The organism is Proteus cibi (genome assembly GCF_003144405.1).
Taxonomy (GTDB): domain Bacteria; phylum Pseudomonadota; class Gammaproteobacteria; order Enterobacterales; family Enterobacteriaceae; genus Proteus; species Proteus cibi.
In genome coordinates this window covers 1-15,768 of record NZ_PENW01000031.1, presented here as the reverse complement: position 1 = coordinate 15,768, position 15,768 = coordinate 1, and the positions used below count along the sequence as shown (strand labels likewise).

The 15,768-nt window shown below is 39.5% G+C and carries 15 protein-coding genes; 12 read left to right on the top strand and 3 right to left on the bottom strand.

All coding sequences use genetic code 11. The features are described from left to right. The 5 genes from DK865_RS15455 to tatC all read left to right on the top strand — a co-directional run bounded on the left by DK865_RS15455 (position 1) and on the right by tatC (position 3,976). On the top strand, positions 1–642 hold the full coding sequence (locus DK865_RS15455; RefSeq protein WP_023583498.1) for a ubiquinone biosynthesis accessory factor UbiJ: 642 nt from the start codon (positions 1–3) through the stop codon (positions 640–642). Continuing rightward, the gene (gene ubiB / locus DK865_RS15450) at positions 642–2,279 is read left to right on the top strand and encodes a ubiquinone biosynthesis regulatory protein kinase UbiB (RefSeq protein ID WP_023583497.1); all 1,638 of its coding nucleotides are present in this window, start codon (positions 642–644) and stop codon (positions 2,277–2,279) included. The genes DK865_RS15455 and ubiB overlap by 1 nt, the downstream gene beginning before the upstream one ends. Before the next feature lie 125 nt (positions 2,280–2,404). Further along, positions 2,405–2,674, top strand: a complete 270-nt coding sequence (gene tatA / locus DK865_RS15445; protein WP_023583496.1) for a Sec-independent protein translocase subunit TatA — start codon at positions 2,405–2,407, stop codon at positions 2,672–2,674. A 3-nt stretch (positions 2,675–2,677) separates the two neighbouring features. Next, positions 2,678–3,193, top strand: a complete 516-nt coding sequence (tatB, locus tag DK865_RS15440; protein WP_036914644.1) for a Sec-independent protein translocase protein TatB — start codon at positions 2,678–2,680, stop codon at positions 3,191–3,193. A 3-nt stretch (positions 3,194–3,196) separates the two neighbouring features. After that, the gene (gene tatC, locus DK865_RS15435) at positions 3,197–3,976 is read left to right on the top strand and encodes a Sec-independent protein translocase subunit TatC (RefSeq protein WP_023583495.1); all 780 of its coding nucleotides are present in this window, start codon (positions 3,197–3,199) and stop codon (positions 3,974–3,976) included. A gap of 62 nt (positions 3,977–4,038) precedes the next feature. Here tatC and rfaH read toward each other — a convergent pair whose 3' ends face one another. After that, positions 4,039–4,539, bottom strand: a complete 501-nt coding sequence (gene rfaH, locus DK865_RS15430) for a transcription/translation regulatory transformer protein RfaH (RefSeq protein WP_023583494.1) — start codon at positions 4,537–4,539, stop codon at positions 4,039–4,041. 289 nt (positions 4,540–4,828) lie between these two features. Here rfaH and pepE point away from each other — a divergent pair, with 289 nt between their 5' ends. The 3 genes from pepE (at position 4,829) to fre (ending at position 7,861) form a co-directional block, all read left to right on the top strand. Further along, entirely contained in the window at positions 4,829–5,554 is a 726-nt protein-coding gene (gene pepE / locus DK865_RS15425; protein ID WP_023583493.1) for a dipeptidase PepE, read from the top strand. A gap of 120 nt (positions 5,555–5,674) precedes the next feature. Beyond that, positions 5,675–7,144: a 4-hydroxy-3-polyprenylbenzoate decarboxylase gene (ubiD, locus tag DK865_RS15420; protein ID WP_036914642.1), complete on the top strand. Its 1,470-nt coding sequence runs from the start codon at positions 5,675–5,677 to the stop codon at positions 7,142–7,144. Positions 7,145–7,159: 15 nt separating this feature from the next. After that, positions 7,160–7,861 carry an NAD(P)H-flavin reductase gene (gene fre, locus DK865_RS15415; protein WP_023583491.1) on the top strand — a complete coding sequence of 234 codons (702 nt, stop codon included), beginning with the start codon at positions 7,160–7,162 and terminating at the stop codon, positions 7,859–7,861. Positions 7,862–8,010: 149 nt separating this feature from the next. Here fre and fadA read toward each other — a convergent pair whose 3' ends face one another. Together fadA and fadB are read right to left on the bottom strand one after the other, a co-directional pair. Further along, positions 8,011–9,174: an acetyl-CoA C-acyltransferase FadA gene (gene fadA / locus DK865_RS15410; RefSeq protein WP_023583490.1), complete on the bottom strand. Its 1,164-nt coding sequence runs from the start codon at positions 9,172–9,174 to the stop codon at positions 8,011–8,013. An 11-nt stretch (positions 9,175–9,185) separates the two neighbouring features. Continuing rightward, complete coding sequence (gene fadB / locus DK865_RS15405; protein WP_109392311.1) at positions 9,186–11,366, bottom strand: fatty acid oxidation complex subunit alpha FadB; 2,181 nt, start codon at positions 11,364–11,366, stop codon at positions 9,186–9,188. Between the two features lie 267 nt (positions 11,367–11,633). Between fadB and pepQ the strand changes: the two genes are divergently transcribed. Genes pepQ through hemG form a run of 4 tightly spaced genes read left to right on the top strand, consistent with a single transcriptional unit; the run spans position 11,634 to position 15,616 of the window. Continuing rightward, a complete protein-coding gene (gene pepQ / locus DK865_RS15400; protein ID WP_023583488.1) occupies positions 11,634–12,968 on the top strand; it encodes a Xaa-Pro dipeptidase in 1,335 nt (444 codons plus the stop codon). Continuing rightward, positions 12,968–13,588, top strand: a complete 621-nt coding sequence (locus DK865_RS15395) for an IMPACT family protein (protein ID WP_023583487.1) — start codon at positions 12,968–12,970, stop codon at positions 13,586–13,588. The genes pepQ and DK865_RS15395 overlap by 1 nt, the downstream gene beginning before the upstream one ends. 25 nt (positions 13,589–13,613) lie before the next feature. Then, on the top strand, positions 13,614–15,065 hold the full coding sequence (gene trkH, locus DK865_RS15390; protein WP_036914641.1) for a Trk system potassium transporter TrkH: 1,452 nt from the start codon (positions 13,614–13,616) through the stop codon (positions 15,063–15,065). Positions 15,066–15,085: 20 nt separating this feature from the next. Beyond that, positions 15,086–15,616, top strand: coding sequence for a menaquinone-dependent protoporphyrinogen IX dehydrogenase (hemG, locus tag DK865_RS15385; RefSeq protein WP_023583485.1), 531 nt, complete (start codon positions 15,086–15,088; stop codon positions 15,614–15,616). Positions 15,617–15,768 lie beyond the last annotated feature (152 nt).

Below are 15,768 nucleotides of genomic sequence, written 5' to 3'. Positions count from 1 at the left end.
ATGGAAAAAGCCACCTTTTCTCATGATATTGCTTCTCAAGTCCTGTATCCGCTGCTAACAGCATCAATGGAAACAGCACTTAATCACGTTTTATATCAGGAAAATGTGCTTAAACCTGCCCGCAATCGCCTTGCGGGCAAAGTGTTGGCGCTTTCTATCAATGAGTTTCCTCGTTCCATCTACTTAGTCTTTAGCGAGCAACAAGTGGATGTATTAAGTCAGTGGGATGATGAAACTGATTGTTTGATAAAAACAAAACTATTAACTCTGATTAAACTTCGTGATCGTCAAAAGATGTCAGAACTCATCAACCGTGGCGATATCATTATTGATGGTGATATGCAGGTTGTTCAAAATTGGTCTGCATTATTAGATATGGCGCAGTGGGACCCCGCGCAATATTTAGCACCTTATATTGGTGATATTGCGGCGCAAAGTCTGACTGTTGTTGCAGGAAAGGGCGTTCAGTTATTTTCTTCACTCTTAAGTCACCAAAAAGATTATTTACGTGATGCATTAATTGAAGAGTGGAAAACCGCACCGAGTGCATTAGAAACAGTCCATTTTTATGATGAAATAGAAAAACTTGCACAGCAAACCGCCGAACTGGAAAAACGGTTAGGCACATTGGAGAAAAAATAATGCTCCTTAGTGAGTTAAAGCGCCTCTATCATATTATTCAGGTATTTTTATCTTATGGGCTTGATGAGTTAATTCCTAAACACCGGATTACTTTACCTGCAAGATTAGGATGCCGAGCACTATTTTGGATCAAAAATAAACATCCAGAAAAACCATTAGGTGAACGCTTACGACTCGCATTGCAAACATTAGGCCCTGTTTGGATTAAATTAGGTCAAATGTTATCAACTCGACGTGATCTTTTCCCTCCTCAAATCGCTGACCAGCTTGCTTTATTGCAAGACAAAGTGGCTCCTTTTGATGGTAAGAAAGCACGACAATACATTGAAAACTCATTTGGTGGTCCTATCGACCAATGGTTTGACGATTTTGACGAAACTCCACTGGCTTCCGCTTCTATTGCACAGGTTCACACTGCAAAATTAAAAGAAAATGGCAAAGAAGTGGTACTAAAGGTTATTCGTCCCGATATTCAACCTGTGATCAAAGCGGATATCCGTTTGATGTATCGCTTGGCAAATCTATTACCGTTTTTACCTGATGGCCGTCGTTTACGACCAAAAGAGGTGATCCGCGAATACGAAAAAACATTACTTGATGAGCTAAATTTACTGCGTGAAGCTGCGAATGCTATTCAACTACGTCGTAATTTTGAAAATAGCTCTATGTTGTATATTCCGGAAGTGTATTCAGATTATTGTCATGAAAATGTGATGGTCATGGAGCGTATTTATGGTATTCCGGTTTCTGACATTGAAGCGTTGAATGCACAAAAGACGAATATGAAGCTTCTTGCTGAGCGTGGTGTAAAAGTCTTTTTTACTCAGGTATTTAGAGACAGTTTTTTCCATGCTGATATGCATCCCGGTAATGTGTTTATTAGCTATGATCACCCTGAAAATCCATATTATATCGGTATTGATTGCGGTATCGTTGGTTCATTAAATAAAGAAGATAAACGCTATTTGGCTGAAAACTTCTTAGCATTCTTTAACCGTGATTATCGAAAAGTTGCAGAATTACATGTTGATTCAGGCTGGGTGCCAGCAGATACCAATGTGGAAGATTTTGAATTTGCGATCCGTACTGTGTGTGAACCGATTTTTGAAAAACCACTTTCTGAAATCTCATTTGGACATGTGTTACTTAATCTTTTCAATACAGCACGTCGCTTCAATATGGAAGTACAACCGCAGTTAGTTTTACTTCAAAAAACATTGCTTTATGTTGAAGGGCTTGGGCGCCAGTTATATCCACAATTGGATTTATGGAAAACAGCAAAACCGTTTTTAGAAGATTGGTTACATAGTCAAATTGGTATCACAGCATTAGTGAATGGTATAAAGAGTAAAGCGCCTTACTGGATTGAAAAAATGCCAGAGATACCAGAGCTGGTTTATGATAGTCTGAAGCAACATAAAAATATGAAGTTAACGCTAGACAAATTGACGGAACAAATAAGTTCGCAAAGAGTCAAACAGAGACAGTCTCTATTTTTATTGGGTATAGGTACAACACTGTTTTTATGCGGTAGCCTGTTTTTTGTTTCTGGTTTTAAAACATTATTCAGTGTTTTTATCAGTTTAGGTCTTCTTGCATGGATTTTGGGTTGGTTTAGATCTGGTAATGCACAATAAAAACACATCAAAGTTTGTCTTTGAGCAAGTTAAAAGATGAATTCGAGATTCCCGAAAATTGAATTCGTTGTATATAATGGGCACTGTTATTAAGTATAACCCCGAAAATAGTTGAGGAACATAAAATGGGCGGTATTAGCATTTGGCAATTACTTATCATCGCTGTCATCGTTGTCTTATTATTTGGTACAAATAAACTGCGCACATTGGGCTCAGATTTGGGTGCATCAGTAAAAGGCTTTAAAAAAGCGATTGGTGACGAAGCTGCAGATAAAGACACCAACAACGCTGAAAAAACAAATAACGACGCAGATTTTGATACTAAAAATTTGGCGCAGAAGACTTCAACCGATGAGAAGTCTACAACTGAGAGCAAAAACAAAGAGCAGGTATAAACCGTGTTTGACATTGGTTTTAGTCAGCTGCTATTGGTCATGGTGATTGGTCTTGTTTTTCTGGGGCCAGAACGTTTGCCCGTAGCAGTAAAAACAATTGCTGGCTGGGTAAGGGCGCTACGCTCTTTGGCTGCGAATGTACAAAATGAACTGACTCAAGAACTAAAACTTCAAGAACTCCAAGAGAGCTTGAAAAAAGTTGAAGAGAAAGCGAATTTACAAACGTTATCGCCAGAGCTGAAAGCGTCTATGGATGAGTTAAAAGAGGCTGCACAGTCTTTAAAACAAACTTATCAAGCACCTACAACGCCAGACTCCACGAAAGAGCAGTCTGTAAAAACCGACTCTACGGAACCGTCACCTTCTGATTTAGCCGCACTTGCTGAAGCTGATGAAGTTAATGATGATGCTAATCGCCATAAACCTGTGGCAGACAGTGTTATAAAGACAGAAGTTCCTGTTACTCAGCCAGTAACAATAGAGAAAAAAACAACTGATCAGGTCAATGGTGAGCATTAAAACATGGCAGTAAATGATACCCAACCGCTGATCAGCCATTTAATAGAATTACGCAAGCGTTTGATGTATAGCTTGGTGTCAGTTCTTGTGGTTTTTTTAGCGCTGGTTTATTTTTCTAACGATATCTATCAATTAGTCTCGGCTCCATTACTTGATAAGTTGCCACAAGGGTCAAATATGAGTGCGACGGATGTTGCCTCTACATTTTTGACTCCGATTAAATTGACAATCATGGTATCCGTTTTTGCTTCTGTACCTGTAATTCTTTATCAGGTATGGGCTTTCATCGCACCAGCATTGTATAAACACGAACGCCGCTTAATGCTGCCATTACTTGTTTCAAGTACAGTATTATTCTATCTCGGTATGGCGTTTGCTTATTTTGTTGTGTTTCCTCTCGCGTTTGGTTTCTTTGTTAATACAACCCCTGAAGGGGTTAACTTTATTCCAGATATCAGTAAATATCTAAGTTTCGTAATGACGCTATTTATGGCGTTTGGTGCAGCTTTTGAAGTACCGATTGCGATTATTTTACTGTGCTGGAGTGGTGTAACAACACCTGATGCGTTAAAGAAAAAACGTCCTTATATTCTTGTGGGTGCCTTTGTCGTTGGTATGGTATTGACACCGCCAGATGTTTTCTCTCAAACCTTATTAGCAATACCTATGTACTTACTGTTTGAAATCGGTGTCATGGTATCGCGCTTTTATGTAGGTAAGGGAAGAAGAACAGAGGAAGAAGAAGCTGAGGAAGCAGAAACAGAAGCAGAACAGCAAAAATAATTTTAGAAACGATTTTCTAAAATCATATGATATTAGCCCAGCAATTGCTGGGTTAACTTTTTCTAGAGTGACTCTTTTTTAAACTCTTTATTTCCCACTGATTTTTTCACTTCGCTATTTAATATATTTAAAAGCAAAATTGAACGGGCTTCACCATCAGGCTCTTGGTATATGGCTTTGATCCCTTGAAAAATCCCTTCTGTAATTAACACACTGTCGCCACTGTGAGGTACATTTTCTTCACTATAAGTGAGAGAAGAAAGCTGAGGTATTTGTAGTGTATCAATCACATCTTGAGGCACTGTGACTGGATATTGCCCAAACCGTACAAACGAGTTAACTCCACGCGTTGAGTTAATAGTCGTGGTATGGATCACTTCAGGATCAAATTCGATAAAAAGGTAATTAGGGAAAAGCGGTTCTGTTACGGTTGTGCGTTTTCCTCTTAATACTTTTTCTATGGTTACCATCGGAGTAAAACAGCCCACTTGCTGACGTTCTAAGTGTTCGATAGCACGAGGAATTTGTCCTCGTTTACAATACAGCAAATGCCAGTTTTTCATAATAGAGACAATAGGTTAGTTAAATTTAATTTAAGTGATGATAGCAAATTTATCATTAAGGTAACAGTTATCTCTCGGGGATTAAATAAAAAATAGAGTAACGTGGTTTTATACTGAAAAAAGAACAGAAAAGCTGTGTTTATACGCAATAAAAGGACCTGTTTTTGTTACTTTCACTTGGATCTCGGATAGAGGTAACAAGTTGACAAAAAAGTGATGGTAAAAACAAGAAAAAGCTTTCAAGATAATTATCTTAGAATTTTGTTCATAATTATAAAGAGGTTCTGTAATGGAAGTTTTTTTATTAAGTAACGGAAAAATTGCCGGGGATCCACGTTGGTTAAGTTATGCAAAAGATAATATCGATAGCATGATTAAAAAACGTGGTATTCGTTCTGCCGTATTAATTGCTTATGCTGTTATTCGCTCTGATCATGACCAACGTGCTCGTGATTTATCAGAAGTGTTAGGTATTGAAGTTACTTGTATTGAACATTTTGATTCCGAAGTTGATGCAATCAATAATGCAGAATGTATTTTAGTCAGTGGTGGTAATACTTGGTTATTAAACCAAATGCTGCATGAGAAAGGATTGGTTGTGCCAATTCAACGCGCAGTACGTGAGCGCAATATTCCGTATATTGGTTGGAGTGCAGGTTGTAACGTCGCAACACCAACAATTCGTACCACTAATGATATGCCAGTACGCTCCTCTGTTATTATGCCTTCATTAGGTCTGTTCCCGGTTCAAATTAACCCACATTACATTGATGCCTCTATCAGTGGTCATATGGGGGAAACTCGCGATGAACGTATTGCAGAGTTTTGTGCAATTAACCCCGAAGAGATTGTTGTGGCTATCCGTGAAGGAAGCTACTTATATATTCAAGGCGAAGAATTACATTATTACAGCGCTAAAAATGAAGGTTTTAAAATCTTCCAACATGGAAAAACATTCCCTGAACAGTTTGATACTAAATTACTGTCAGAGTGGGTTCCATTCCGCTGTTTATAAGTATAGTGAACGCGACTAAATAAAAAGCATTGCATTTTAGTGAGTTATGCGTTTAGCTTATAGCGTCTCAAAGAGGGCATTGGCCCTCTTTTCTTTCACTCACTGGCTCGTAAGATTATGATGAAATACCGCGATTTAAGAGATTTCCTTTCATTATTAGAAGAAAAAGGTGAATTAAAACGTATCACCTATGAAATAGATCCCTACCTTGAAATGACCGAAATAGCGGACAGAACTTTACGTGCCGGTGGACCAGCGCTGTTGTTTGAAAATCCTAAAGGGTATGATATGCCCGTGCTTTGTAACTTATTTGGTACACCAGAGCGTGTGGCAATGGGAATGGGGCAAGATGATGTTAAAGCCTTACACGAAGTTGGAAAGTTATTGGCTTTTCTAAAAGAGCCTGATCCTCCGAAAGGTTTTCGTGATCTCTTTGATAAGTTACCCAAATTTAAGCAAGTCTTAAATATGCCAACAAAACGCTTGAGTAAAGCACCTTGTCAGGAGGTGGTTTTAACAGGTGATGATGTTGACTTAACCAAGATCCCTGTAATGCATTGTTGGCCTGAAGACGCGGCACCTTTGATTACGTGGGGATTAACGGTGACTCGAGGTCCATTGAAAGAGCGCCAGAATTTGGGTATTTATCGCCAGCAAGTGCTGGGTAAAAATAAAGTGATTATGCGTTGGTTATCGCATCGTGGTGGTGCGTTAGATTTCCAAGAGTGGTGCCAAAAACATCCCGGTGAACGATTCCCTGTTTCAGTCGCATTAGGCGCAGATCCCGCCACTATTTTAGGTGCTGTAACACCAGTGCCCGATACATTATCTGAATATGCATTCGCTGGCTTATTACGGGGTAATAAATCAGAAGTTGTAAAATGCCTTTCAAATGATCTTGAAGTACCAGCAAGTGCTGAAATTATCCTTGAAGGTTACATTGAACCAGGCGAATTAGCCCCAGAAGGGCCATATGGTGATCACACGGGATATTATAATGAGATTGACTCTTTCCCTGTGTTTACCATTACGCATTTAACGCGCCGCAAAGATGCAATTTATCATTCAACCTATACAGGGCGTCCACCTGATGAACCTGCCGTATTAGGTGTTGCGTTGAATGAAGTGCTTGTTCCGATATTACAAAAACAGTTTCCTGAAATTGTAGATTTTTATTTACCTCCTGAAGGGTGTTCTTACCGTTTAGCCGTTGTGACAATGAAGAAACAGTATGCGGGTCATGCTAAACGCGTAATGATGGGAGTTTGGTCTTACTTACGGCAATTTATGTACACAAAATTTGTGATTGTCTGCGATGATGATGTCAATGCAAGAGATTGGAAAGATGTGATTTGGGCAATCACGACCAGAATGGACCCGGCGAGAGATACCATTATGATGGAAAATACGCCTATTGATTATCTCGACTTCGCTTCGCCAGTTTCAGGATTAGGATCAAAAATGGGTCTTGATGCGACTAACAAATGGCCGGGTGAGACAGATAGAGAATGGGGTAGACCTATTGTAATGTCTGATGAAGTTAAGCAACGCGTCGATACTATTTGGGAACAGCTCGATATTCTTAAATAATAACAGAGGAACAACATGGCAATACTGAATTGTAAAGTCTCACTTGTTGAGCCGATGACAGATACGGTTTATCGGGTAAGGCTATTACCTGATGGCGAATTTGATTTTCAGGCTGGGCAATATCTTTTAGCCGTTATGGATGAACGTGATAAACGTCCTTTTTCTATTGCATCTATACCTGAAAACAAAGACTTTATTGAACTTCATATTGGTGCGTCTGAACTCAATCTTTATGCGATGGCTGTGCTTGATGTGATATTAGAAAAACAGCAGCTTACCATTGATATTCCTCATGGGAATGCATGGTTTAAAAAAGAGAGTCAACGTCCTCTACTCTTAATTGCCGGCGGTACAGGATTTTCTTATACCCATTCAATTTTATTGGCTGCATTAGCTGAAAACCCACAGCGATCTATTACGATTTATTGGGGGGGAAGAGAAAGTATTCACCTCTATGATCTTAATGAATTACAAGAATTATCAGAATTGCATCCATCTTTAACAGTTGTTCCTGTGGTTGAGCAACCAGATGAAACTTGGCGTGGACGCAAAGGGACGGTATTAACGGCAATCAGCGAAGATTTTGGTGATTTGTCAGAATATGATATTTACATCGCAGGACGTTTTGAGATGGCTAAAATTGCTAGAGATCGCTTTTGTAATGAGCGCAATGCAGATAAGACACGTCTATTTAGTGATGCTTTTGAGTTTATCTGATAAAACGTGAGTACCCCGCTATTTGTTATTATTTTCGTTTTTAAAACCATAAAAAAACCCGCCCCTGACGGCGGGAAAATGGTTTCTAACCATGCAATCGAAAAGAATACGCTCCTAACGATCAGAACGTGGATATACAGAATGTCGTATTAAACACGTTCTATAATCGTTGCAATACCTTGCCCTAATCCAATGCACATTGTGGCTAAGCCAAATTGCGCATCTTTACGTTCCATAATATTTAATAATGAAGTGGTTATTCGAGAGCCTGAACAACCTAAAGGATGCCCTAAGGCAATCGCTCCGCCATTTAAATTAATTTTGTCATCGATGCTATCAAGTAAATCCATTTTCTTCATGCAGGCTAATGACTGTGCGGCAAAAGCTTCATTTAGCTCAAAAATATCAATATCACCTAAGGTTAATCCTGCTTTTTTCAATGCGATTTCTGTTGCAGGAACAGGGCCATAACCCATAATAGCGGGATCACATCCGGTTACAGACATAGCACGAATAATGGCGCGAGGCGTTAAATTGTGCTCTTTAGCGTAACGTTCACTGGTGATAAACATGGCGGAAGCACCATCAGAAACTGCGGATGAATTGCCTGCCGTTACGGAGCCTGTCGCAGGATCAAACACAGGTTTAAGCTGTGCTAACTCTTCAAGGCTAGGGTTATAACGAATAACTTCATCATTTTTGACATTGATAAAATTACCCATTGCATCATGACCATTGATAGCGACTATCTCATTATCAAAATAGCCTTGCTGTGTCGCAATCGCCGCTAAATGATGTGAGCGATAAGCAAATTTATCTTGCTCTTCGCGTGAAATTTGGAATGATTTTGCGAGCATTTCTGCTGTTAATCCCATTGAAAATGAGGCTTTAGCAACAGAAAGATTAAGTGATGGATTAAAATCTGCATTATAAGTCATCGGTACGTGACCCATATGTTCAACGCCACCGATTAATGCGACTTGACTATCACCCAGCATAATTTGGCGAGCACCATCATGTAATGCTTGCATTGATGAACCACATAACCGGTTAATGGTAACTGCGGGAACCCTGTGTGGAAGCTCAGCCAATAACGCCGCATTACGAGCAATGTTAAAACCCTGCTCTAACGTTTGTTGCACACAACCCCAAATCACATCACCGATATCATTGGGATTAATATTCGGATTACGTGTTAGTAGTGCTTGCATCAATTGTGCAGAGAGATTTTCCGCTCTGACATGGCGAAATGCACCGCCTTTTGAGCGACCCATCGGAGTACGAATACCATCAATTATGACAACCTTTTCCATTTCATATCTCCTTAGGCGAGTTCTCTGATGTTTACATCGACTTTTGCGGGCTTGGGATAATAGGTTTCGTTACGTAGCGCTTTCTGTTTCAAGCTTTCGGGAATTTGATAAAGAGGCCCTAATGATGCGTATTGTTGTGCATCTGCAACAAATTGCGCTAATCCGATGGTATCAAGGTAACGGAATACACCACCTCGGAAAGGAGGGAAGCCTAAACCATAAACTAACGCAATATCAGCTTCTGCTGGTGAGGCAATAATACCTTCATCTAAACAACGGATAACTTCATTGATCATGGGGATCATCATGCGAGCGATAATTGCGTCTTGGCTAAGCTCTTGTGTTTTGCCAGCATTCTGTTGAATAAGTGTTTGAATTTGACTATCAACAGACTTCTGCTTTTTACCCCGTTTATCAACAGTGTAATTATAGAAACCATGATTATTTTTCTGACCATATCGCTGTTGCTCATATAAAAGAGCAATAGCATCTCGCTCAATTGTCCCCATTCTGTCAGGGAAACCCTGAGCCATTACGGCTTGAGCGTGATTTGCCGTATCAATACCCACAACATCAAGTAGGTATGCTGGGCCCATAGGCCAACCAAATACCTTTTCCATCACTTTATCAACAGCAATAAAATCAGCACCATCTCTTAGTAATAGAGAGAAACCTGCAAAATAAGGAAAGAGAACTCGGTTTACAAAGAAGCCGGGACAATCATTAACGATAATCGGTGTTTTACCCATTTTACTGGCGTAACTGACAATACGGTTAATCGTCTCTTCACTGGTTTTTTCACCTTTAATGATTTCAACCAGTGGCATTCGATGAACAGGGTTAAAGAAGTGCATCCCACAGAAATTCTCAGGACGCTTTAAGGATTTTGCCAGTAATGAAATAGGGATGGTTGAAGTGTTAGAAGCCAGGATCGCGTTATCGGCTAATAGTGCTTCTGTTTCTGCAAGTACAGTTGCTTTTATTTTGGGATTTTCAACAACAGCTTCAACAACAACATCCGCATCACTGACAGAAGCATAATTCAATGTCGGTTGAATTGCGGCGAGTGTTTTCGCCATATCTACGGCACTCATTCGACCTTTTTCTTGGCGTTTTTGTAACAGGCTTAACGCTTCATTCATACCCAGCTCAAGGGATTTGGGGTTAATATCCTTCATGACAACAGGAATGCCTTTTAAGGCGGATTGGTAGGCGATCCCACCGCCCATGATCCCAGCCCCTAATACAGCAGCCTGTTTAGGTAACTCGGCATGGCGTTTTTTCGTGATATTTTTGACATACTGATCATTAAGAAAAATACCAACTAAGGCTTTTGCAACATCAGTGCGTGTGAGCTTAACAAAGTTTTCAGTTTCGAGAGCCAGCGCTTCATCTCTATTTAGGAAGGCGGCTTTTTCAATCGTTTTTACTGCGGTAATAGGGGCTGGATAATGAGGCCCCGCTACTTTCATCACCATACCTTTAGCCACATTGAAAGACATTTTATGTTCAAGCTCTGTCAGTCTTAATGGTGCTGTTTTTGGATGACGTGCCGCTTTCCAATCAATTTTACCTTCAATTGCTTGCTCGATTAGCGAAATAGCACTTTCTTTTAAATTTTCTAGCGGGACAATTGCTTGGATTAATCCATTTTTAAGCGCTGTTTGGGCATCGACATCTTTACCCGCAGTTATAATTTCTAATGCGTTATCGACACCAATCAAACGAGGAAGACGTACTGAACCGCCGAACCCCGGCATGATCCCAAGTTTTGTTTCTGGTAAACCGATACGTAAATCAGGAGAAGCAATACGAAAATCAGTAGCAAGTACGCACTCGCAACCACCGCCAAGTGCATAGCCATTGATAGCGGAAACGGTAGGAACAGGTAGGTCTTCAAGTCGACTAAAAATCTGATTAGAGAAATGTAGCCACTGAGTCAATTCTTCTTCAGGAGCATCAAAAAGGGATAAAAACTCGGTAATATCAGCACCGACAATAAAAGCCGGTTTTTCGGAACGCAAGATAACACCTTTCATGCCCGGTGTTGCTTCTAATACTGTTAAAGCTTCACTTAGCATTGCAACTGTTTTGGTATCTAATTTATTAATAGAACCTTTGGCGTTAAAAATGAGTTCAACAATACCTTGTTTCACCCAATCGGCTTGAATATTTTCGCTTTGATAGAGCATTTGTATTCTCCCTAAATGTATAGACTGGTATGACCAGATAATGAGAGTGTGAATACTATGTTAAATAAATGCAAATATTTGATTAAAAAACTGCAAGGGTGATCACAGTGAAATTACTCAACTTATTGAATTTTATGTTGTTGCTCAATTTGATAAAAAGAGGAGAGATAAATCGGCAATAATCTATTTTTGTTATGGGGTTAGCCACTAAAAGAGTTGGCGTGTTAAGCTGAATCATTAACAATGAATAAGATAAGGTAATTAATAATGGAAAAATTGCTCTCTCTGTACCAAGAACATATCAAAACTCTACAAAATCGTACTCGTGATGCTTTATCCAGACACCATCTTGATTCTGTATTAATTCATTCTGGTGAGCCTATCCGTATTTTCCTTGATGACAGTGATTATCCTTTTAAAGCGAATGCTCATTTTAAAGCATGGGTGCCTGTCACCGATGTGCCTCATTGTTGGCTATTCGCGGATGGTGTTAATAAACCTAAATTATGGTTCTATTCCCCAGTTGACTATTGGCATAGTGTTGAAGCTTTACCAAGTAGCTATTGGACGCATGAAATTGAGTTAATTCATCTCAAAAATGTTGATGATATTCAAAAAGAGCTAGCACCTTATATTAATAAAAACACCGCTTATATTGGTCCAAATACACAGCGAGCAGAATCATTAGGTGTGAGTATTGAGAATATTAACAATCAATCTCTTCTTAATTATTATCATTACTATCGTGCATATAAAACAGGTTATGAATTAGCTTGTATGCGTGAAGCACAAAAAATGGCTGTCAACGGACATATTGCCGCTCGTGAAGCTTTCCAAGCGGGATTAAGTGAATTTGATATTAATATGGCGTATTTAATGGCTACGGGTCATCGTGATACAGATGTTCCTTACGGTAATATTGTCGCCTTAAATGAACATGCCGCGGTTTTACATTACACCAAATTAGATCATGAATCCCCGGATGAATATCGTAGTTTCCTTATTGATGCAGGGGCAGAGTATAATGGCTACGCAGCCGATATCACTCGTACTTATAGCGCAAAAGAAAATCATGAATTTACTTCGTTAGTTAAAGATATGAATGATGCACAACAAGCGCTGATTGCAACTATGAAAGCGGGTGTACGTTATACTGAATATCATGTTCAAATGCATCAACGCATTGCTGGGCTACTTAATAAGTACGGTCTTGTTAAAGGCGTGAGTGAAGAAGAGATGGTGAGTGCTGGATTAACTACACCATTTTTACCCCATGGTTTAGGGCATGCTTTAGGTCTACAAGTTCATGATGCCGCGGGTTTTATGCAAGATGATAAAGGCACCCATTTAGCGGCTCCTGCAATGTATCCATTCTTACGTTGCACACGTATTGTTGAACCGGGCATGGTATTGACAATTGAACCGGGATTTTACTTTATCGACTCTCTGTTAGCGCCTTGGAAAGAAGGGAAATACAGTACTCATTTCAATTGGAAGCTTATTGAGCAATTCAAACCATTTGGTGGTATTCGTATTGAAGATAATATTATTATCCACGATAACAAAATTGAAAATATGACCAGAGACTTACATTTAGCCTGATGAAAGCGTATTTGATCCCCGCTGAAACTGTAGAATTCAGTGAAGAAATAAAGAAGAGCCGTTTTATTACATTTATTGCTCACACTGAAGGTATTGATGCAGCAAAAGCTTATATCCAGTCTATCAAAGAACAATTTCCTGATGCCCGACACCACTGTTGGGCTTTTGTCGCAGGAAGACCCGATGACTCACAACAGCTAGGTTTTTCTGATGATGGTGAGCCAACAGGTACTGCGGGAAAACCTATTCTTGCCCCTCTTTTAGGGAGTGGAATGGGCGAAGTTACAGCCGTCGTTGTTCGGTATTTCGGTGGGATCAAATTAGGAACTGGTGGGTTAGTTAGAGCTTACGGCAGTGGCGTTCAACAAGCATTAAAGCTGTTGCCAACAAAAATGAAAGTGCCACAGCTGCGTTTTAGTGTAGCGTGTGAATATTCACTTGTTTCATTACTTGAACAAGTCGTTGAACAATATCATGGGAAAGTGCTTTCAAGTGAATACACTGATAAAGTCACTTTTATACTTTCATTGCCTGCAGTGCATAGCGGTGAAGTGGAAGTTAAACTACGTGATATAAGTCGTGGCAGTATGCAATTAATCCCGTTAGATAAAAATGAATAATCTTTGCTACCAAGGAAATCGCTAAATGCATTTTCGTTCAATAACCCGTATTGTCGGACTGCTTGTTATCTTATTTTCTGTCACGATGATCATTCCTGGTATTGTCGCATTAATATATCGAGATGGTGCTGGGCGTGCATTTAGCCAAACATTTATCGTAGCCTTGATTATTGGGTTAATGCTGTGGATACCCAATCGACATAAAAAAAGTGAGCTTAAACCTAAAGAAGGTTTTCTTATTGTTGTCTTATTTTGGACGGTACTGGGTAGTGTAGGGGCATTGCCGTTTATCTTTTCTGAACAACCTCATCTTTCTATTACTGATGCCTTTTTTGAATCTTTCTCAGGACTGACTACAACGGGTGCTACGACGCTTGTAGGGTTAGATTCATTACCTAAAGCTATTTTGTTTTACCGTCAAATGCTCCAATGGTTAGGAGGGATGGGGATCATTGTATTAGCTGTCGCTATTCTTCCACTTTTAGGTGTTGGGGGAATGCAGTTATATCGTGCAGAAATGCCAGGTCCATTGAAAGATAACAAAATGCGACCTCGAATTGCAGAAACAGCGAAAGCACTTTGGCTTATCTATGTCTTATTAACGATCATTTGTGCTTTAGCATTATGGATTGCAGGCATGGATGTGTTTGATGCTATTTCTCATAGTTTCTCCACTATTGCAATTGGTGGGTTTTCTACTCACGATGCCAGTATTGGTTATTTTAATAGTCCAACTATTAACATCATTATTGGTGTATTTCTTCTTATCTCCGGTTGTAACTTTGGTTTGCACTTTGCCGTACTAACGGGAAGAAGCTTAAATATCTATTGGCGTGATCCTGAATTTCGGATGTTTATCTCAATTCAATTGGGATTAGTCATTATCTGTAGCGGTATTTTATGGCTTTATTCTGTATACGACACAGGATGGATAACTATAAATCAGGCTTTTTTCCAGGTTGTTTCTATGGCGACAACAGCGGGCTTTGCCACGGATAGTTTTGCACAATGGCCAGCATTTTTACCTCTCCTATTATTATGCTCGGCATTTATTGGTGGTTGTGCAGGATCAACGGGTGGGGGATTGAAAGTTATTCGTATCTTGCTGTTATTCCTACAAGGGAACCGTGAATTAAAACGCCTGGTTCACCCTAACGCTGTTTATACCATCAAACTTGGTCATCGAGCATTACCCGAACGTATCATTGAAGCCGTGTGGGGATTTTTCTCTGCTTATGCATTGGTCTTTATTATTAGCTTAATGTTGTTGATAGCGACAGGCGTTGATGAATTTTCTGCATTTTCTGCTATTGCTACCACATTAAATAATCTTGGTCCTGGACTAGGTATTGTCGCTGACAACTTCACGACAATGAATCCAGCGGCAAAATGGATATTGGTCGTGACAATGTTATTTGGACGACTAGAAGTTTTCACACTATTGGTTTTATTTACCCCAACGTTTTGGCGTGATTAACCTAATACAAGGAGTAATGTATGAGTGCGCTATTGTTGTATTGTAGTACTGATGGCCAAACAAAAAAGATAATGACGCAAATTGCGAATGAATTAAGACAGCATGGCCATGATTGTGATGTGAGAGATTTAACCTCTGTTCAGCAGAGTTTAAATTTATCTGCTTATAATAAAGTCTTAGTCGGCGCTTCAATTCGTTATGGTTACTTTAATAAAGCTCTCGATAAATTTATCACTCGTCATCTTGCACAATTGAATAGTATGCCGTCCGCATTCTTTGGCGTGAATCTTACGGCAAGAAAAGCAGAAAAGAATACACCCGAGACGAATGCTTATATGCGCAAGTTTTTAGATAAGACTCCATGGAAGCCAACGTTAACGGGTGTCTTTGCTGGCGCACTTTTTTATCCTCGCTATAAATGGATTGATAGAGTCATGATCCAATTAATTATGAAGATGACTAAAGGCGAAACTGACCCAACAAAAGAAATCGAATATACAGATTGGAATAAAGTAAGCGAATTTGCGACGCATTTTGCTAAAATTGAGTGATATTTAATCTTTATTGTGGGGTTTTTATACGTCTTGTTGGAGTTTTGAACGAACAGAAAATTATTTAAAAAAAACACTTGCGCTAATCCGAGATCTCCCTATAATGCGCATCCACTGACCGGCGATGAGCAAACAACAAGCCACGCAGGACG